The organism is Streptomyces sp. NPDC043908 (assembly GCF_056435525.1).
Window position 1 is genome coordinate 153,617 of sequence record NZ_JBWKEI010000002.1, and the last position, 18,108, is coordinate 171,724.

At 72.9% G+C, this 18,108-nt stretch carries 17 protein-coding genes; 7 read left to right on the plus strand and 10 right to left on the minus strand.

Annotated elements, in window-relative coordinates; all coding sequences use genetic code 11:
• Positions 1-10: 10 nt before the first annotated feature.
• Together AC069K_RS05035 and ureA are read right to left on the minus strand one after the other, a co-directional pair.
• Positions 11-1,744, minus strand: coding sequence for an urease subunit alpha (locus AC069K_RS05035; RefSeq protein WP_478612191.1), 1,734 nt, complete (start codon positions 1,742-1,744; stop codon positions 11-13).
• Entirely contained in the window at positions 1,741-2,442 is a 702-nt protein-coding gene (gene ureA, locus AC069K_RS05040; RefSeq protein WP_478612192.1) for an urease subunit gamma, read from the minus strand. Before ureA ends, AC069K_RS05035 begins: the two co-directional genes overlap by 4 nt.
• 169 nt (positions 2,443-2,611) lie before the next feature.
• Here ureA and AC069K_RS05045 point away from each other — a divergent pair, with 169 nt between their 5' ends.
• Positions 2,612-4,039, plus strand: a complete 1,428-nt coding sequence (locus AC069K_RS05045) for a cytosine permease (protein ID WP_478612193.1) — start codon at positions 2,612-2,614, stop codon at positions 4,037-4,039.
• Between the two features lie 500 nt (positions 4,040-4,539).
• On the opposite strand, the gene AC069K_RS05050 is transcribed toward AC069K_RS05045, so the two are convergent.
• Both AC069K_RS05050 and AC069K_RS05055 read right to left on the minus strand, forming a co-directional pair.
• Positions 4,540-5,625: a branched-chain amino acid aminotransferase gene (locus AC069K_RS05050; RefSeq protein ID WP_365100771.1), complete on the minus strand. Its 1,086-nt coding sequence runs from the start codon at positions 5,623-5,625 to the stop codon at positions 4,540-4,542.
• A 240-nt stretch (positions 5,626-5,865) separates the two neighbouring features.
• Entirely contained in the window at positions 5,866-6,906 is a 1,041-nt protein-coding gene (locus AC069K_RS05055) for a 3-isopropylmalate dehydrogenase (protein WP_365100770.1), read from the minus strand.
• Between the two features lie 209 nt (positions 6,907-7,115).
• On the opposite strand from AC069K_RS05055, the gene AC069K_RS05060 reads away from it, so the two are divergent.
• Positions 7,116-8,684: a purple acid phosphatase family protein gene (locus tag AC069K_RS05060; RefSeq protein ID WP_478612194.1), complete on the plus strand. Its 1,569-nt coding sequence runs from the start codon at positions 7,116-7,118 to the stop codon at positions 8,682-8,684.
• A 28-nt stretch (positions 8,685-8,712) separates the two neighbouring features.
• Here the strand turns inward: AC069K_RS05060 and AC069K_RS05065 are convergent, their stop codons facing one another.
• Positions 8,713-8,844: a hypothetical protein gene (locus AC069K_RS05065; RefSeq protein WP_358836543.1), complete on the minus strand. Its 132-nt coding sequence runs from the start codon at positions 8,842-8,844 to the stop codon at positions 8,713-8,715.
• A 275-nt stretch (positions 8,845-9,119) separates the two neighbouring features.
• Here AC069K_RS05065 and AC069K_RS05070 point away from each other — a divergent pair, with 275 nt between their 5' ends.
• Together AC069K_RS05070 and AC069K_RS05075 are read left to right on the plus strand one after the other, a co-directional pair.
• A complete protein-coding gene (locus AC069K_RS05070; RefSeq protein ID WP_478612197.1) occupies positions 9,120-9,470 on the plus strand; it encodes a PadR family transcriptional regulator in 351 nt (116 codons plus the stop codon).
• Entirely contained in the window at positions 9,467-10,216 is a 750-nt protein-coding gene (locus AC069K_RS05075) for a hypothetical protein (protein WP_365100766.1), read from the plus strand. The genes AC069K_RS05070 and AC069K_RS05075 overlap by 4 nt, the downstream gene beginning before the upstream one ends.
• Positions 10,217-10,241: 25 nt before the next feature.
• On the opposite strand, the gene AC069K_RS05080 is transcribed toward AC069K_RS05075, so the two are convergent.
• Complete coding sequence (locus AC069K_RS05080) at positions 10,242-11,075, minus strand: helix-turn-helix transcriptional regulator (RefSeq protein ID WP_358836540.1); 834 nt, start codon at positions 11,073-11,075, stop codon at positions 10,242-10,244.
• 124 nt (positions 11,076-11,199) lie between these two features.
• Between AC069K_RS05080 and AC069K_RS05085 the strand changes: the two genes are divergently transcribed.
• Positions 11,200-12,048: an NAD-dependent epimerase/dehydratase family protein gene (locus tag AC069K_RS05085; protein WP_478612200.1), complete on the plus strand. Its 849-nt coding sequence runs from the start codon at positions 11,200-11,202 to the stop codon at positions 12,046-12,048.
• A gap of 42 nt (positions 12,049-12,090) precedes the next feature.
• Here the strand turns inward: AC069K_RS05085 and AC069K_RS05090 are convergent, their stop codons facing one another.
• Positions 12,091-12,633 (minus strand): GNAT family N-acetyltransferase, encoded by a 543-nt coding sequence (locus tag AC069K_RS05090; protein ID WP_365100762.1) that lies wholly within the window; start codon positions 12,631-12,633, stop codon positions 12,091-12,093.
• A 66-nt stretch (positions 12,634-12,699) separates the two neighbouring features.
• On the opposite strand from AC069K_RS05090, the gene AC069K_RS05095 reads away from it, so the two are divergent.
• Positions 12,700-13,404, plus strand: coding sequence for a nitroreductase family protein (locus AC069K_RS05095; RefSeq protein ID WP_365100761.1), 705 nt, complete (start codon positions 12,700-12,702; stop codon positions 13,402-13,404).
• A gap of 88 nt (positions 13,405-13,492) precedes the next feature.
• Here the strand turns inward: AC069K_RS05095 and pruA are convergent, their stop codons facing one another.
• Complete coding sequence (pruA, locus tag AC069K_RS05100) at positions 13,493-15,124, minus strand: L-glutamate gamma-semialdehyde dehydrogenase (RefSeq protein ID WP_365100759.1); 1,632 nt, start codon at positions 15,122-15,124, stop codon at positions 13,493-13,495.
• Positions 15,125-15,158: 34 nt separating this feature from the next.
• The gene (locus AC069K_RS05105; protein ID WP_358836535.1) at positions 15,159-16,085 is read right to left on the minus strand and encodes a proline dehydrogenase family protein; all 927 of its coding nucleotides are present in this window, start codon (positions 16,083-16,085) and stop codon (positions 15,159-15,161) included.
• Between the two features lie 184 nt (positions 16,086-16,269).
• Here AC069K_RS05105 and AC069K_RS05110 point away from each other — a divergent pair, with 184 nt between their 5' ends.
• Positions 16,270-17,439 carry a PucR family transcriptional regulator gene (locus tag AC069K_RS05110; RefSeq protein ID WP_478613283.1) on the plus strand — a complete coding sequence of 390 codons (1,170 nt, stop codon included), beginning with the start codon at positions 16,270-16,272 and terminating at the stop codon, positions 17,437-17,439.
• Here the strand turns inward: AC069K_RS05110 and AC069K_RS05115 are convergent.
• Positions 17,428-18,024, minus strand: coding sequence for a TetR/AcrR family transcriptional regulator (locus AC069K_RS05115; protein WP_478612204.1), 597 nt, complete (start codon positions 18,022-18,024; stop codon positions 17,428-17,430). The two genes, AC069K_RS05110 and AC069K_RS05115, sit on opposite strands and share 12 nt — an antisense overlap.
• Positions 18,025-18,108: the final 84 nt, after the last annotated feature.

An 18,108-nucleotide genomic window follows, 5' to 3' on the forward strand; every position in this document is an offset into this window, starting at 1 on the left:
CGTCGGGTCCTTAGAGGAAGTAGAGGCGGTTGAGGGAGACGGAGTCGGCGGGCTCCGAGCGCAGCGGATCGCCGTCGAGGGTGACCAGTCCGGTGCGTCCGTCCACGTCGACCGCTCCGGTACGGGAGTTGAGGACGAGGTCGGCGGGGCCGATGCCCCGGGTGCCGCGCACGGCGACCCGGCGCCGGCGGGTCGGCATCAGATCGCCTCCCTGGTCGAGGGCGGCGCGGGCCACGAAGGCGACGGAGAGCTCGGCGGGGGTGGCGCCGTGGGCGCCGAAGAGCGGGCCGAGGACCAGCGGCTCGCAGGTCTCGGTCGCCGCGTTCGGATCACCCGTGACGCCCCAGGCCGGGAAGCCGGACTTGAGCACCATCTGCGGCTTGGCGCCGAAGTAGGCGGGCCGCCACAGCACGAGGTCGGCCAGCTTGCCGACCTCGATGGAGCCGATCTCGTGCGCGAGGCCGTGGGCGAGCGCCGGGTTGATGGTGAGCTTGGCGATGTAGCGCAGCACGCGCGCGTTGTCGTCGCCCTCGCCGTCGCCCTCCAGGGGGCCGAGTTCGGCCTTCATCTTCGCGGCCATGGCGAAGGTGCGCCGTACGGTCTCGCCCGCGCGGCCCATGCCCTGGGCGTCGGAGGAGGTGATGCCGATCGCGCCCAGGTCGTGCAGCACGTCCTCGGCGCCCATGGTGCCGGCCCGGATGCGGTCGCGGGCCATGGCCGCGTCGCCGGGCAGGTCCGGCTTGAGGCCGTGGACGGAGACGATCATCCCGTAGTGCTCGGCGACCGCGTCCCGGCCGAACGGCAGGGTCGGGTTGGTGGACGAGCCGATGACGTTGGGCACGCCCGCCATCTTCAGCACGTTGGGGACGTGGCCGCCGCCGCACCCCTCGATGTGGAAGGCGTGGATGGTCCGCCCCTCCAGGACCTTGAGGGTGTCCTCCACCGACAGGCACTCGTTCAGGCCGTCGCTGTGCAGCGCGACCTGCACGTCGTGCTCCTCGGCCACCCGCAGCGCCGTGTCCAGGGCGCGGGTGTGCGCGCCCATGTCCTCGTGGACCTTGAAGCCGCAGGCGCCGCCCTCGGCGAGCGCCTCCACCAGCGGGGCGCCGTCGGAGGACGAACCCCGGCCCAGGAAGCCGATGTTGACGGGCCAGGCGTCGAAGGCCGCGAAGGCGTTCCGCAGCGCCCAGGGCGAGTTGACGCCGACGCCCCACACCGGGCCGAACTCCTGGCCGATGAGCGTGGTGACACCGGAGGAGAGCGAGGCCTCCATGATGCGCGGCGAGAGCAGATGGACATGGGTGTCCACCGCGCCCGCGGTGGCGATCAGCCCCTCGCCGGAGACGATGCTGGTCCCGGTGCCGACGACGACGTCCACCCCGTCGAGGGTGTCCGGGTTCCCGGCGCGCCCGATGGCGTGGATGCGGCCCTCGCGGATGCCGATGGAGACCTTGCGGATGCCCAGCACCGCGTCGATGACGACGACGTTGCTGATCACGACGTCGCAGGTGTCGCGGACCGCGGCGGCCTTCAGATGCAGTCCGTCGCGGGCGGTCTTGCCGAACCCGGCGAGGAACTCGTCGCCGGGCCGCTGGGAGTCCGACTCCACCCGGACGGTGAGCCCGCTGTCCCCGAGCCGGATCCGGTCCCCGGCCCGGGGCCCGAAGACCGCCGCGTACTCGTCGGGGTCGATGTGGCGGCTGCCGGGCGCGCAGTGGTCGCTGTGGCGGCTGGGCCTGCTCATGAAACCGCTCCTTCCGGGCGCGCGCCCAGGTAGCCGCAGGCGGCCGCCCGGCGCAGGGCCTCGTGGCGGGCCCCGGGCGCGTCCAGCGGCCCGTCGACCAGTCCGGCGAACCCGATGGCGATCCGGGCGCCGCCGATCGGGACGAGTCCGACCTCGGCCTCGCCGCCCGGGTCGAACCGGACCGAGGACCCGGCCGGTACGCACAGGCGCGTCCCGTACGCGGCGGCGCGGTCGAAGTCGAGGCGCGGATTGGCCTCGAAGAAGTGGAAGTGCGAGGTGACGCTGACCGGGACGGGCGCGGTGTTGCGCACGGTGAGCCGGAGGGCGGGCTCGCGGTCCGGGCCCTGCGGGCCGGGCAGCACGGCGCCGGGGGCGTCCGCGCCGAGTCCGGCGGCGCCGCCGAGGGGCGCGGGGACCACGGCGAGCCGCGAGCCGTCGTCGAAGACCGCCTCGACGTGCACCTCGGTGACCACGTCCGCGACGCCCGGCAGGACGTCGTCGGGGCCGAGGACGCTCCGGGCGGCGGCGATGGCGTCGGCGAGCCGGCGCCCGTCGCGGGCCGCCTCGCAGACGGTGTCCGCGATGAGCGCGGTGGCCTCGGGGACGTTCAGCCGCAGTCCGCGCGCCCGGCGGGCCCGGGCGAGCTCGGCGGCGCCGAAGAGCAGCAGCCGGTCACGTTCTGTAGGGGTAAGTCGCACGCACCACACCTCCGATTAGAGCACCACTCTAACCACACTAATCGCTGTAGAGAACTGAACAAGGGGTTGACTGGAACAGGTGAGAGCCCCCACATTGAACGCCACTCAAAGAACCGGAACGTCGAAATCAGGCCAGCGCGTCAAGGCCATCGAGCGTCAGGGGCAGCCCATGCAGATCGAACAGCGCGGAGTCGACACGATCCCGGAGGAGGAACGCACCAGCGGGCCACGCGACCTGGTGTCGATCCTGCTCGGCTCCAACCTCTGCCTGGGCGTGATCGTCTTCGGCTGGCTCCCGGTCTCCTTCGGCCTCGGCTGGTGGGCGTCGGTGAGCGCGGTCGTCGCGGGCACGCTGGTGGGCACGGTGCTGACGGCCCCGCTGGCGCTGGTGTCCCTGCGCACGGCGACCAACCTGTCGACGTCGTCGGGCGCGCAGTTCGGGGTGCGGGGCCGGCTGGTCGGCTCGGTGGTCGGCCTGCTGCTCTCCCTCGGCTACACGGCCCTCACGGTCTGGATCGGCGGCGACGCGATGGCGGGCGTCCTGCACCGGCTCTTCGGCCTGCCCATGGGCGGCGTCTCGTACGGGATCGTGTACGCGGTGCTCGCGGCGGCGACGGTGGTCGGCGCGGTGTACGGGTACCGGGTGCTGCTGCGCCTGTCCCGGGTCCTGGCGTTCGGCATGACCGCGCTGCTGGTCCTGGGGATCGCGGCCTACGCCCCGCACTTCACGACGGCCGCCCTCCCCGACGCGGGCGGCTATCTGCTCGGCTCGTTCTGGCCCACGTGGCTGCTGGCGCTGGTGGCGGCGGGGCTGAGCGGCCCGATCGCGTTCATCACGCTGCTCGGCGACTACACGCGCTACATCTCCCCCACCCGCCACACCCCGCGCCGGGTGCTGCACGCGACCTGGCTCGGCCTGGTCGCCGGGCTGCTGGTGCCGCAGCTGTTCGGCACGTTCACGGCGTACGCGGCGGGGGCGGCGGCGGACTACGCGGGTCCGCTGGTGGCGGCCGCGCCCGGCTGGTACCTGGTGCCTCTCCTCCTCGCGGCGTCGGCGGGGTCGGTGGGCAACGCGGGGCTGATGCTGTACTCGATGGGGCTCGACCTCGACGCGATCCTGCCGCGCGCCTCGCGTACGCGGGCGACGTTCGCGGTGGCCGGGGTGGCGACGGTGTGCGTGTTCGCCGGCCACTACGCGTGGGACGCGCAGGCGGCGATGACGTCGTTCGTCCTGCTGCTGACGGCGGTCGGGACGCCGTGGGCGGTCATCACCCTCATCGGCTTCGTCCGCTGCCGGGGTGTGTACGACGCGGACGCCCTCCAGGTCTTCAACCGGCGGTCGCGGGGCGGGGCGTACTGGTACCGGGGCGGCTGGAACTGGCGGGCCGCGGTGGCGTGGGGGCTGGGGGCGGGGGTGGGGGTGCTGGCGGTGTCGCTTCCCGGGTACGCGGGGCCGCTGCTGCGGTTCACCGGTGGGGTGGATTGCAGCTTTTTGCTTTCGGGGGTGGTGGGGGGTGCGGTGTACGCGACGCTGAGCCGCGGGGTTCTCCCCCACCCCGCCCCTTCCCTGAACCCTCCGGGGGCGGAGACGGGCTGAGGTCCCCTCGCCCTACCCCCCGGGGCTGCGCCCCCGCCCCCCCGTGTCCGTCTGCGGACGAGCGGGGGTTGCCCACACCCCTTCGCCTACGCCCCGGTGGCGCAGTCCCCCGCGCCCCTCATCGGCCCGGGGTTCGTCTGCCGCCCGGTGGAGGGTTGCCCGCGCAGTTCCCCGCGCCCCTGGGTACTCCGGCTCTTCCGGCGCCCGAGGGGCGGAGCCCCTTGGGGGCGCGGGGAACTGCGCGACCAGCCCCCACCGGGCGGCAGGTTGACGCGCAGCGGGGTGCGAGGGCCGCAGGCCCCGTACCTTCAGGGGCGCGGGGAACTGCGCGACCAGCCCCCACCGGGCGGCAGGTTGACGCGCAGCGGGGGGTGGGGGCCGCAGGCCCCGTGCCTTCAGGGGCGCGGGGGGCGGAGCCCCCGCTCGGGGACGGGGGCTCCCCCCCGAGAGCTGCGCCGCCCCCGGAGGGTTTAGGGAAGGGGCGGGGTGGGGCAAACCCTTCAGCCCAGACGGTGCATCCAGCCGTGCGTGTCCGGCGTCGCCCCCGTCTGGAGGTCGAGGAGGGCCTTCCGCAGCCTCATCGTGACCTCCCCCGGCTCACCGTCCCCCTGCGTCCAGCTCGCCCGAGCCGACTTCACCGACCCCACCGGCGTGATCACCGCCGCCGTCCCGCACGCGAAGACCTCCGTCAGCGTCCCCGCCTCCGTGTCCCGCTTCCAGTCCTCCGTGGAGATCCGCCCCTCCTCGGCCGTGTAGCCGAGGTCCCGCGCGATCTTCAGCAGCGAGTCGCGGGTGATGCCCGGCAGCAGCGAGCCGGTCAGCGACGGGGTGACGATGCGGTCGCCGTACACGAAGTACAGGTTCATCCCGCCCATCTCCTCGATCCACCGGTGCTCCACCGCGTCCAGCCAGACCACCTGGTCGCACCCGTGCCCCGCCGCCTCGGCCTGGGCGACCAGGGACGCGGCGTAGTTGCCGCCGGTCTTGGCCGCGCCCGTACCCCCCTTGACCGCGCGCACGTACTCCTCGGAGAGCCAGACCGACACCGGCTTCACGCCCCCGGGGAAGTAGGCCCCGGCCGGCGACGCGATCACGATGAACAGGTACTCGTTGGCCGGGCGCACCCCCAGCCCCACCTCGCTCGCGATCATGAACGGCCGCAGGTAGAGCGAGGCCTCGCCGGAGGACGGGACCCACGCCCGGTCCTGCTGGATCAGCGCGTCGCAGGCGGCGATGAACAGCTCGTCCGGCAGCTCGGGCATCGCCATCCGGCGGGCCGACGCGCGGAAGCGCTCCGCGTTGGCCTCGGGGCGGAAGGTCGCCACCGTGCCGTCGGGCTGACGGTAGGCCTTGAGACCCTCGAAGATCGTCTGCGCGTAGTGCAGCGTCATGTTGGCGGGGTCCATCGACAGCGGCGCGTACGGGGTGAGCTCCGCGTCGTGCCAGCCCCGGCCCTCGGTCCACTTCACCGTCACCATGTGGTCGGTGAAGTGGCGGCCGAATCCGGGGCTTGCCAGGATCGCGTCACGCTCCGCGTCCGACAGCGGGTTCGCGGAGGGCTTGAGCTCGATCGTGGGCGTCGTCATGGTTGCGTGTCCTTCACCGGTTGTGTGGGTCGGACCGCGCTCACGCCGTCTTCGCTGCTGCTAGGACGTCCGAGCTTTTCCGCATGCCGCGGTCCCACGTTCGATTATCGCTCGTGCGGGACCATGACTGAAACGGTGTGAGTGCGGCCCAGGGACTGATGGTGGCACCCCGGGGCCGTACAGGAAAAGCCGCCGGGTGCTGGTGCGACCCGGCGGCTTGTCTGGGAAAGAGCGCTCGGGTCAGCCCGATACTCGTACGGCGAGCGCGTCGCCGATCTCGTCGGTGGTACGGGCCGAGCCGTCCCGTGCGGCCAGGTCGGCCTGGACGGCGTCCTCGATCCTGGCGGCCTCGGACTCGTGACCGAGGTGGCGCAGGAGCAGGGCGACGGAGAGGACCGTGGCCGTGGGGTCGGCCTTGCCCTGGCCCGCGATGTCGGGCGCGGAGCCGTGGACCGGCTCGAACATCGAGGGGAACGCGCCGGTCGGGTTGATGTTGCCGGACGCGGCCAGGCCGATGCCGCCGGTCACGGCCGCGGCGAGGTCGGTGAGGATGTCACCGAAGAGGTTGTCGGTGACGATCACGTCGAACCGCTCGGGCTGGGTGACGAAGAAGATCGTCGCGGCGTCGACGTGCAGATAGTCCGTGGTGACGTCCGGGTACTCCTTCGCCACCGCGTCGAAGATGTTCTTCCACAGGTGCCCGGCGAAGACCAGGACGTTGTTCTTGTGAACCAGCGTCAGCTTCTTGCGGGGGCGCGCCTGGGCGCGGGCGAACGCGTCGCGCACCACGCGCTCCACGCCGTACGCCGTGTTCACGCTGACCTCGGTGGCGACCTCGGCGGGGGTGCCGGTGCGCAGCGAGCCGCCGTTGCCCGTGTAGGGGCCCTCGGTGCCCTCGCGGACCACCACGAAGTCGATCTCGGGGCGGCCGGCCAGCGGGGTCGCCGTGTTCGGGAACAGCTTCGACGGCCGCAGGTTGATGAAGTGGTCGAAGGCGAAGCGCAGCTTCAGCAGCAGCCCGCGCTCCAGGACCCCGGACGGCACGCTCGGGTCGCCGATGGCGCCGAGCAGGATCGCGTCGTGGGTCGCGAGCGCCTCCAGCTCCGTGTCCGGCAGGGTCTCGCCGGTGCGGTGCCAGCGCCGGGCGCCGAGGTCGTACTCCTTGGTCTCCAGCTTCACATCCGCTGGAAGGACGGCGCTCAGGACCTTGAGGCCCTGGGCCACCACTTCCCGGCCGATGCCGTCACCGGGGATCACTGCGAGATCGATGCTGCGAGACATGAGGGCACCGTACTCCGCGTCCCATGCATTGACATGTCGAGTCCACGATACGGACTGGACGCGCCGGGCCCCTCCCCCTCGGGCAGGCCGCCGAATGGCTGGCGGGGGTGAGGTGCCGGGGAATCGAGGGGAGTTGCATGAGGAGCTGTACGCGCCCCGTTCACCGGTCGGTGAGCCGCGCGTCGTGTGAGGAGAGGACGTTTCCGGCCGTGGACATCCCTCGTTTCGGCATCCCCGAGAAGCTCGCGGGCCGTATGGACATGGCCGAGCAGCACGCGTACCTGCGTGCGCGGCTGACCCGGCGCGGTGTGCTGCGCACCTCCGTGGCGACCGCCGCGGTCGCCGGCGCCGGTATCGGCATCGCGGCCGCGCCCGCCCACGCCGCGCCCGCCGTCCTCACCTCGCGGGGTCCGGCCTGCGAGGTGGACGGTTCGCTGGTGGCGCCGTTCGGACGGCATCTGGCCTATGGCGCCGACCCGAGGACGCAGATGGCGGTCTCCTGGCAGGTGCCGTTCGCGGTGCGGCGGCCGTTCATCCGGATCGGGCTCAAGCCGTGGGCACTCGGCCACCGCATCGGCGCCGAGATGCGCCACCTCGCCACGCCGGTGCTCAACGGGGGCAGGATCGCGGCGGCCGAGCAGTACTACGTGCACGCGCGCCTGGAGCGGCTGCGGCCGGGCACCACGTACTCCTACGGAGTCGGCCACGACGGCTTCGACCCGGCCGACCCGCGCAACCTCGCCACGCTGGGCACCTTCACCACCGCGCCCGAGCGCGCCGAGGCGTTCACCTTCACGGCCTTCGGCGACCAGGGCATCAGCTACCACGCGCTCGGCAACAACCAGGTGATCCTCGGTCAGAACCCGGCGTTCCACCTGCACGCGGGCGACCTCTGCTACGCCGACCCGTCCGGCTCGGGCACCAGCGGCGACACCTACGACGCGCGCGTCTGGGACCAGTTCCTCGCCCAGACCGAGTCGGTCGCCAAGACCGTGCCGTGGATGGTGACCACCGGCAACCACGACATGGAGGCCTGGTACTCGCCGGACGGCTACGGCGGCCAGAACGCCCGCTGGTCGCTGCCGTGCAACGGCCCGGACCCGGTCCGGCTGCCCGGGGCGTACTCGTTCGTGCACGGCAACGTGGGCGTGGTCGCGCTGGACGCCAACGACGTCTCGTACGAGATCCCCGCCAACTTCGGGATCAGCGGCGGCGGGCAGACGCGGTGGCTGGAGCGGCGGCTGGGCGAACTGCGCGCCGACCGCCGGGTCGACTTCGTCGTGGTCTTCTTCCACCACTGCGCCTTCTCGACCACCAGCGCCCACGCCTCGGACGGCGGGGTGCGCGACGCCTGGGTGCCGCTCTTCGAGAAGCACCAGGTGGACCTGGTCATCAACGGCCACAACCATGTGTACGAGCGCACCGACGCGATCCTGCGCGGCGCCGTGGGCCGCAGGGTGGCGATCGGTGAGCGCACCGACCCGACGCGGGACGGCATCGTCTATGTCACGGCCGGGGGCGCGGGCCGGGCGCTCTACGGCTTCCCGGCCCCCGACAGCTACGAGGGCCACGTCAAGGACCGGGAGAGCGTGGCGAGCTACCACTGGCTCAAGGGCCGCGCGAAGGCATCCGGGACCGTGGAGTGGTCCCGGGTGCGCTTCACGGGCTACTCGTTCCTCGCCGTGCGGGTGCGGGCGGGGCTCCACCCGTCGATGACGGTCTCGGCGCTGGCCGAGTCGGGCGCGCGGATCGACCACTTCGAGATCCGCCGGGGCTGACGGCCGCGCACGGCACGCGGCCCAGGGGCTAGTGCCCGGTGGCGCCCCCGTTGTCCCTGCGGTCGAGCGCGCGCTGGAGGGCCGCGGCGGCGTTCTTGCGGTCGGCGTCGCTGGTACGGGCGACATGGCGGACACGGCGGACGGTCGTCGTCTCGGACATGAGGATCGACTCCTTGAGATCACGGGGATATCGAGGCGCCGGAAGGGGCGGGGAGCGCTGCCGCAGGGGTTGCCTGCCTGGGGGCACCGCGCTCGCGACCGCCATTCGCTGGATCTAGCGAGACGTTCGGCTCCTCCCAAGCTAAGGGAGGACTCCGCTTCTGTCTCCACGATTACTCGGATTTCCTACTATCTGAGACGGCCGCCTCCGGTGCCGTTCGTTCAGGCGGTGCCATCTAGTTTGCATTCCTATCTAGGTGGTGCTGGAATACAGCCATGGCCGCAGACCGCAGATCCAGTTGGCTCAAGGGCGTCCTCGACCTCCTCGTCCTCACCTGCCTCAAGGGAGGGGAGAGCTACGGGTACGAGATCTCCAAGACCCTGGCCGCGGCCGGGCTCGGGGAGATCAAGGGCGGGACGCTCTACCCCGTCCTGAACCGGCTCGAAGAGGCCGGGCTCGCCGTCGGGGAGTTCCGCGCCGCCGAGCGCGGGCCGGGCCGCCGCTACTACCGGCTGACCGAGGAGGGCCGGCGGGCCCTCGCCGAGCAGGGCGCGTCCTGGCTGGAGTTCCACACCGCCGTGAAGACCATGCTGACCAGCGCGACACCAGGGGGACGACCGTCATGAGCGAGCAGAGCGACTACTTCGGGGCCCTCGCCGGGAGGCTGCGGGCGGCCGGGATGCCGCGGAGCGAGGTGACGGCGACCGTCGCGGAGCTCACCGGCTATCTGGCGGAGTCCGGGTCCACCGATCCGTACGAGGAGTTCGGCGCCCCGGAGGACTTCGCGGCCCGGCTCACCGGCGGCCGGGCCGCCCAGGAGCCGGCGGCGGAGGCGGAGACCTGGAAGTGGGCCACCGACATCTACACCGACCGCAAGCACCTCAACCACTACGGCGACCAGGGCTGGGAGGTCGAGGGCCTGGACCGGCTCGGCCGGTTCGTCTGCCGACGCGACCCGGCGGCGGCGATGCGGTGGGAGTACCGCCGCGAGAACGCCGGCAACGCCGCCGAGCGCGAGGCGGTCACGGCCCGGCTCGCCCCCGACGGCTGGGAGCCGTGCGGGCACTGGCTGCTGTACATGTACCTCAAGCGCCCCAAGGCGGCCAGTGCCGGCCCGGCGGCCGGGCTCGACGAGCTGGTGGCGCCGCCCGCCAGGAAGCTCCTGCTGAGCACCACCTACCGGGGCAAGCTCAAGCAGATGCTCGCCGCCGCGGTCGTCTCGGGCACGGCCAGCGCCGCCGCGGTGCACTACGGAGGCGATCTGGTGATGTACCCGGCGCTGATCGGCGCGGCCGTCGCCACCCCGGTGGCCTGCGCCCTGGGCTGGCGGCGCGTCAAGCGCGAGATCGCACAGGGCGTCGAGGACGCGTGACCCCGCCCCGAGACACCCCGGCCCCTCAGCCGCCGACCGTCAGGTCCTGGAGGCCCACCACCCGCAGCAGCTCCAGCCGCTGGTGGGCCTCGGTGCCCGGGCGGGCCGAGTGCACCACCAGGAACTGGCCCTCGCCGGAGCTGAGCAGGATCTCGCAGTCCAGCTCCAGCAGGCCCACCACCGGGTGGAGGAACCGCTTCGCCCTGGCGTGCCGGGTCTCCACCTCGTGCTCGTCCCACAGCGCGGCGAACTCCTCGCTGCACCCCCGCAGTTCGGCCACCAGCGCCGCCGGCTCCGGGTCGGCGGGCCGGGCCGCGAGCACCGCCCTCAGCTGGGCCACATGGCTGCGGGCGTGCCCGGCCCGGTCCTCGGGCGGGAAGAGGGCGCGCAGCGACGGCTCGGTGAAGTAGCCGCGGATGATGTTCCGGCCCGGCGCGGCCTCGCCGACCAGGGCGGCCGCCATCGCGTTCTGGGCGAGCACCTCGCCCCAGTCGCTCATCACCTGCGCGGGCGCGTCGTGCAGCCGGTCGAGGATCAGCATCAGGCCCGGTCGTACGTGGACCGAGCCGTGCCGCTCGCGCGGCGGCTCCTCGCCCGCCAGGTGGAAGAGGTGATCGCGCCCGTCCCGGCTGAGCCGCAGCGCCCGCGCCAGCGCGGTGAGCATCTGCCGGGACGGGCGCGAGCCGCGGGCCTGCTCAAGACGGGTGTAGTAGTCCGCCGACATCCCGGTGAGCTGGGCGACCTCTTCCCTGCGCAGCCCGGCCGTCCGCCGCCGGGGCCCGGCCGCCAGGCCCACGTCCGCGGGTTCGAGCCGGGCCCGGCAGTGCCGCAGGAAGTCCGCGAGTTCTTCTCTGTCCACACCCCCAGCATGACGGTCCGTACGGGTCCGTATCCAGGGAGTGCCGCTCCCTGGATGGGGACGTCCCTCCCGCCGCGGGCCGGCTCGCGCCAGGCTGGGGCCAGGCCATCGAGAGGAGCGGAAGATGCGGATCCTGGTGACGGGGGCGACGGGCGAGGTCGGCCGCAGGTTCGTGCCGAGGCTGGTCCAGCGGGCCGACCTGGTGCGGGTCCTGGTGCGCGACGAGGCCCGCGGCACGGCCCTCGGCGCCCACGAGGTCGCGGTCGGCGACGTCCGCGAGGAGGAGTCGGTGCGCAAGGCGCTGGCGGAGGTGGACGCGGTGGTGAACCTGGCGGTGTCCTACCGGAACGTGACGGACGAGGAGAACCGCGCGGTCAACCGCGACGCGGCGCTGGCGCTGGGCCGGCTGGCGCTGGAGGCCGGGGTGAGCCGGTTCGTCCAGGTGTCGTCGAACCTGGCGTACGGCCTGGGGCGCGGGCGTCCGCTGACCGAGGACGACGAGCCGGTGCCCGGCGGTCCGCTGTGGGGGACGTACGCGGAGTCCAAGGCCGCCGCCGAACAGGGCCTGTTCGCCCTCCACCGCGAGCACGGCCTAGACGTCCGGGTCGGCGCGCTCGCCTTCGTCTACGGCGAGGGCGACCCGCACCTGGCGCAGTCGGTGTACTGGGCGGGCCAGTGGGCCGCGTACCAGCGGCTGCCGATGGTGCACCACGCGGACGTGGCGCAGGCGCTGATGCGACTGCTGTACGCGCCGGGGGTGGCGGGCCGCAAGTACAACATCGCGGACGACTGCCCTGTGACGGCGGTCGAGCTGCACCAGCTCAACGGGGTGGAGGTACCGCCGGAGCTGGCGGAACGCACCGACCCGGACCCGTTCTACACGATCATGTCGACGCTGCGGCTCCGGGACGAGCTGGGCTTCCGCCCGCTGTACCCGTCGGTGTGGACGGCCCGGGACGCGGGCGTGCTCTGAGGGCCTGTCCTCGCCGCCCGCCCGCGCTCCGGGGCCCGCGCCTCACAGCACGTCGCCGTCGCGCCAGTCGAAGACCAGCGGCTGGGCCGGGTCGGGCAGCGGGCGGCCCGCGGCCGGGCGCAGGAAGGTGGTGCCCTCCTCCTCGGGGAGGCGCACCACCCCGTCCGGGCTCAGGACCTCGATCCGGCCGGGCCAGACCTGCCAGCCGCGGGCGCGGTAGAGCGCGGCGCCCTCGTCGGAGGCGGAGAGCGCGCCGAACGCGTACGCCTCGTCGATCACGTGCTCCAGGGCGGCCATGACCCGCCCGCCGAGCCCCTGGCGGCGCCGGTCCGCGCGCACGGCGACGGCCTCGACGTAGCCGACGCGGTAGGACCGGCCGCCGTGCAGCACCCGGCGCATGATCACGCTGCCGTGCGCGGCGAGGCCCTGCTCGTCGTCGAGGAAGGAGTGGACGCCGCCGAGGCCGTGGTCCCAGTCCTCGTCGTCGAAGTCCCCGTCGAAGGCGGTGTCGAGCAGGGCGCGGATCCTCGGCAGGCCGTCCGGGCCGAGCTGCGAGGTGTGCGCGGTGTGCTGAGACTCAGTCATGGGACCACTGTGACAGGCCACTTCGCGCCCTTACGTACCGGGCACGGCAGCGCCAGACTCGCTCCCATGTCACCCTCCCCCCAGCAGCGGTGGACGCCCACGCACGGCGAGCCCTACCGCCCGGTCCCCTACCGCCCCGCCCGGATGCCCGCCGCCGAGTCCCTGGCGCGGGCGGCGGCCCTGCGCGCCACGATGGACGAGCGCAGGACCGTACGGCAGTTCTCCCCCGACCCGGTCCCCGAGCAGGTGGTCCGGGACGCCGTCGCGTGCGCCGCGACCGCCCCCTCGGGCGCGCACCAGCAGCCCTGGACCTTCGTCCTCGTCCGCGATCCGGAGGTACGGCGCCGGATACGGGAGGCGGCCGAGCACGAGGAGCGGGTCTCCTACGACGGCCGGCTGGGCGAGGAGTGGCTGGCGGCGCTGCGCCCGCTGGGCACGGACGCCGTCAAGAGCCACCTCACCGACGCCCCGGCGCTGATCGTGGTCTTCCAGCAGCGGTACTGGCTGGCCGAGGACGGCACCCGGCACAAGCACTACTACGTGGACGAGTCGGTGGGGATCGCGGTCGGGCTGCTGCTGAGCGCCCTGCACCAGAGTGGTCTGGCCGCGCTGGTCCACACCCCCAGCCCGATGCGGTTCCTGCGGGAGGTGCTCGGCCGTCCCGTCAACGAGAAGGCGTTCGCGGTGGTCCCGGTCGGCTACCCCGCCGAGGGCTGCGAGGTCCCCGACCTCGTACGCAAGTCCCTGGACCAGGTGCTGGTGGAGGTCTGAGCGCCGGCCCGCGGCCGGGAACGCGAACCGCCCCCGTCCTCGGTTGGGGGACCAAGGACGGGGGCGGGGTTCGCGAGGCGACCGGCGGTCAGCCCATGTGCGGGTACGTGTAGTCGGTCGGCGGGACCAGCGTCTCCTTGATGGCGCGGGTCAGCGTCCAGCGCATCAGGTTCTGCGGGGCGCCGGCCTTGTCGTTGGTGCCCGAGGCGCGGCCGCCGCCGAAGGGCTGCTGGCCGACGACGGCGCCGGTCGACTTGTCGTTGATGTAGAAGTTGCCCGCCGCGTAGCGGAGCTTGTCCATCGTGTACGCCGCCGCCGCGCGGTCGCCCGCGATGACCGAGCCGGTGAGGGCGTAGTCCGAGACCGACTCCATCTGGGTCAGCATCTCGTCGTACTTGTCGTCCTCGTAGACGTGGACCGCGAGGATCGGGCCGAAGTACTCGGTCGTGAAGACCTCGTTCTCGGGGTCCGTGCACGCGATGACGGTCGGGCGGACGAAGTAGCCGACCGAGTCGTCGTAGGTGCCGCCGGCGACGATCGTGCAGGAGGCGTCGGCCTTGGCCCGGTCGATCGCGGCCTTGTTCTTGGCGAACGAGCGCTCGTCGATGACGGCGCCGATGAAGTTCGACAGGTCGGTGACGTCACCCATGGTGATGGCGTCGACCTCGGCCGCGAACTCCTCCTTGAAGCCGTCGTTCCAGATCGACGCGGGGACGTACGCGCGCGAGGAGGCCGAGCACTTCTGGCCCTGGTACTCGAAGGAGCCGCGGGTCAGCGCGGTCTTCAGCACCGCGCGGTCGGCGCTGGGGTGCGCGACGACGAAGTCCTTGCCGCCGGTCTCGCCGACCAGGCGCGGGTAGGTGCGGTACTTCTCGATGTTGGCGCCGACCGTCTTCCACAGGTGCTGGAAGGTCTTGGTGGAGCCGGTGAAGTGGATGCCGGCCAGGTCGCGGTGGTTCAGGGCGACCTCGGAGACGGCCAGGCCGTCGCCGGTGACGAGGTTGATGACGCCCTTGGGCAGACCGGCCTCCTCCAGGAGCCGCATGAGCAGCACGGCGGCGTGGGTCTGGGTCGGGGACGGCTTCCACACGACCACGTTGCCCATCAGGGCCGGGGCGGTCGGCAGGTTGCCCGCGATGGCCGTGAAGTTGAACGGCGTGATCGCGTAGACGAAGCCCTCCAGCGGGCGGTGGTCCATGCGGTTCCACACGCCCGGGGAGTTCGCCGGGGGCTGCTCGGCGAGGAGCTGGCGGGCGTAGTGGACGTTGAAGCGCCAGAAGTCGACGAGCTCGCAGGGGGTGTCGATCTCGGCCTGCTGGGCGGTCTTGGACTGGCCGAGCATGGTCGAGGCGGCCAGCGTCTCGCGCCAGGGGCCGGCCAGCAGCTCGGCGGCGCGCAGGATGATCGCGGCGCGGTCGTCGAAGGACATCGCACGCCACGCCGGGGCGGCGGCGAGGGCCGCGTCGACGGCGTCCTGCGCGTCCTGGGTGGTGGCGTTGGCGAAGGTGCCGAGGACGGCCTTGTGGTTGTGCGGCTGCACGACGTCGAAGCGCTCGCCGCCGCCCATCCGCTTCTCGCCGCCGATGGTCATCGGCAGGTCGATCGGGTTCTCGGCCAGCTCCTTGAGCTTGGCCTCCAGGCGCGCGCGCTCGGGCGAACCCGGGGCGTAGCCGTGCACCGGCTCGTTGACGGGAGCGGGGACCTGGGTTACAGCGTCCATGAGTCTCTGAACTCCTTGGTGAGGGGTGGTGGGCTCAGCCCTTGGTGAGGATGGAGCGGGCGAAGAAGAGCAGGTTGGCCGGCTTCTCCGCGAGACGGCGCATGAAGTAGCCGTACCAGTCGGTGCCGTACGCCGTGTAGACGCGCATCCGGTGGCCCTCGGCCGCGAGCCGCAGGTGCTCGTCGCTGCGGATGCCGTACAGCATCTGGAACTCGTACTCGTCCAGTTTGCGCCCGGCGCGCCGCGCGAGCTCCTGGGTGATGGCGATCAGCCGCGGGTCGTGCGACCCGATCATGGGGTACGCCTCGCCGTCCATGAGGATCTTCAGGACACGGACGTACGCCTTGTCGATCTCGCCCTTGTCCTGGTACGCGACGGAGGCGGGCTCCTTGTAGGCGCCCTTGACGATCCGCACCCGGCTGCCGGCGGCGGCCAGGCGGCGGGCGTCCTCCTCGGTGCGGAAGAGGTAGGCCTGGATGACGCAGCCGGTCTGCGGGAAGTCCTTCCGCAGCTCCTCGTGGATGGCGAACATCGAGTCGAGGGTGGTGTGGTCCTCGGCGTCCAGGGTGACCGTGGTGCCGATGGCGGCGGCGGCCTCGACGACCGGGCGGACGTTGGCGAGGGCGAGCTCGTGGCCGCCCTCCAGCGCCTGGCCGAACATCGACAGCTTCACGGACATCTCGGCGCGGGTGCCCAGGTCCAGGGCCTTGAGGCGCTCGATCAGCTGGAGGTAGGCGTCCCGCGCGGCGTGGGACTGCTCCACGGTGGTGATGTCCTCGCCCACCACGTCCAGGGTGACCTCCAGGCCCTTGGCGGCGGCGTCCTCGACGATCGGCACGACCTCGTCGACCGTCTCCCCGGCGATGAACCGGTCGACGACCTGCTTGGTGCCGGGGGCGGCCGAGACGAAGCGGCGCATCTTGTCGCTGCGCGACGCGGCGAGGATCACGGGACCCAGCACGGGGCACCTCCATGGAAAGGGATAGCAGGAGGCCGGAACCCGACGATCGGGGAACGGCACGGAGAACCACCGTGAAACCTAGATATCCGTCCGATCGTCTGCCATCGACACCTGTCACGCATCCGTGCCCCGCATCTCAGACAGATGTCTGAAGGCGGCGCCGGAGTGCGCGAGAATGGCTGCTGTGAAGGGCGACTACCAGGACCTGGTCGATGAGATCTCGGCGCTGCTCGGCGCCCCCGCGACCCTGGAGGACCGGGACTTCGGGCTGATCGCGTTCGGGGCGCACGACTCCGAGGACGACGCGGCGATGGACCCGGTGCGCACCCGCTCGATCCTGACCCGCCGCTCCACCCCGGCGGTCCGCGCCTGGTTCGAGGGGTTCGGCATCACCCGCGCGACCGGCCCGGTCCGTATCCCGGCCGCCCCCGAGGCGGGCGTCTTCCGCGACCGGATCTGTCTGCCGGTGCGCCACCGGGGCGTGGTGCTCGGGTACGTGTGGCTGCTGGACGCCGACCCCGGCCCGGCCGAGGACCGGCTGGCCGCGGCGATGGAGGTGGCCTCCCGGATCGGCGGGCTGCTCGCCGACGAGGCGCGGGCGGGCACCGACCTGTCCCGCGAGTTCCGGGCGGCCCTGACCGCCGGGCCGGGCTGGCAGCGCGACATGGCGACGACGGCCCTGCGGGCGGCGCTCGGCCCGGACGCGGACGGCCTGCACGCGGTGGTCTGCGTCAGCCCCTGGCCCCGGGAGACCCCGTCGGTGCGGACCGTGCCGGGGACGGCGGCGGTGTGCGCGGTGCCGTGGGGGGCGCACGGCGAGGAGGGCGCGGACGACACCGCCGCTCCCGCTCAGGTGCTCGGGGCGCTGGTGCGGCTGCGCTCGGCCGACGCGCTCGCGCCCGCGCTGACCGCCGCCGAGCGGCTGCGCGCCACGGCGGGCCCGGGCGCCGCGGCCGGGGTCGCGCCGGCCCGCCGGGGCCTGGGCGAGCTGCCCGCCTCCTGGCACGAGGCGACCGGCGCGGCCCGCGCCGCGCTCGCCGAACCGGGGCTCGGCCCGGTCGCCCAGTGGGCGGGGATCGGCCCGTACCGGCTGCTGACGGCGCTGCCCGGCACCGCCGCGCACGACGCGGCGGTCGCCTCCCTGCTCACCCCGGCCCACACCGAACTGGCCCGCACCGCCGAGGTGTTCCTCGACCACGCGGGCCAGGCGGGACGGACGGCGGCGGCGCTCGGGATCCACCGCCAGACCCTCTACTACCGGCTCTCCCGGGTCGAGCAGCTCACCGGGCTCGACCTCGCCGACGGCGAGGACCGGCTGCTGCTGCACATGGCGCTGAAGGCGTCACGCCTGTGAGGGCCCGCCGGCGTCCACGGCGCGGATGAGCCGCCGCATCCCCTCGGTCAGCTCGGCGCCGCTCGCCGCCGTCCCCGGGTCGAAGGTCCACTGGGCGATGAGCCCCATCATCAGCGTCATGTAGAGCTTGCCGAGCGTGTCGACCTCGTCGTCACCGACCTCGGCCTCCTCGCCCCCCATGAACATGGGGATGATGCCGCGCGCGCCCTCGCGCTGGGCCTGCGCCAGATGGTCGCGCACCCCGGGGAGCTGATCACCCATGACGATGATCTCCATGCTGAGGTGCCACATCGAGCCGGGCTGCTCCATGGTGGAGATGATGTTCGACCACACCTCCTGGAAGCGCTCCAGCGAGCCGGGCGCGGTGGCCGGGCCCTGTTCGGGCGCCTCGAAGGCGTCCGAGACACCCTCGACCAGGGCGATGTACGCCTGTGCGAGCAGCGCGTCCTTGGAGCCGTAGTGGTAGCCGATGGACGCGAGGTTCGTCCCCGACTCCTTGACGATGTCCCGCGCGGTCGTCCGCGCGAACCCCTTCTCCAGCAGGCAGCGCTTGGCGCCTTCGAGCAGATCCTCACGGTGTCCCATGCGGGGAGCCTACCCTGTTTTATACGTACGTGTAATACGCGCGTATGGCGAGGCGCGCACCGCCCGCGCCCCGGGAGGACCGGG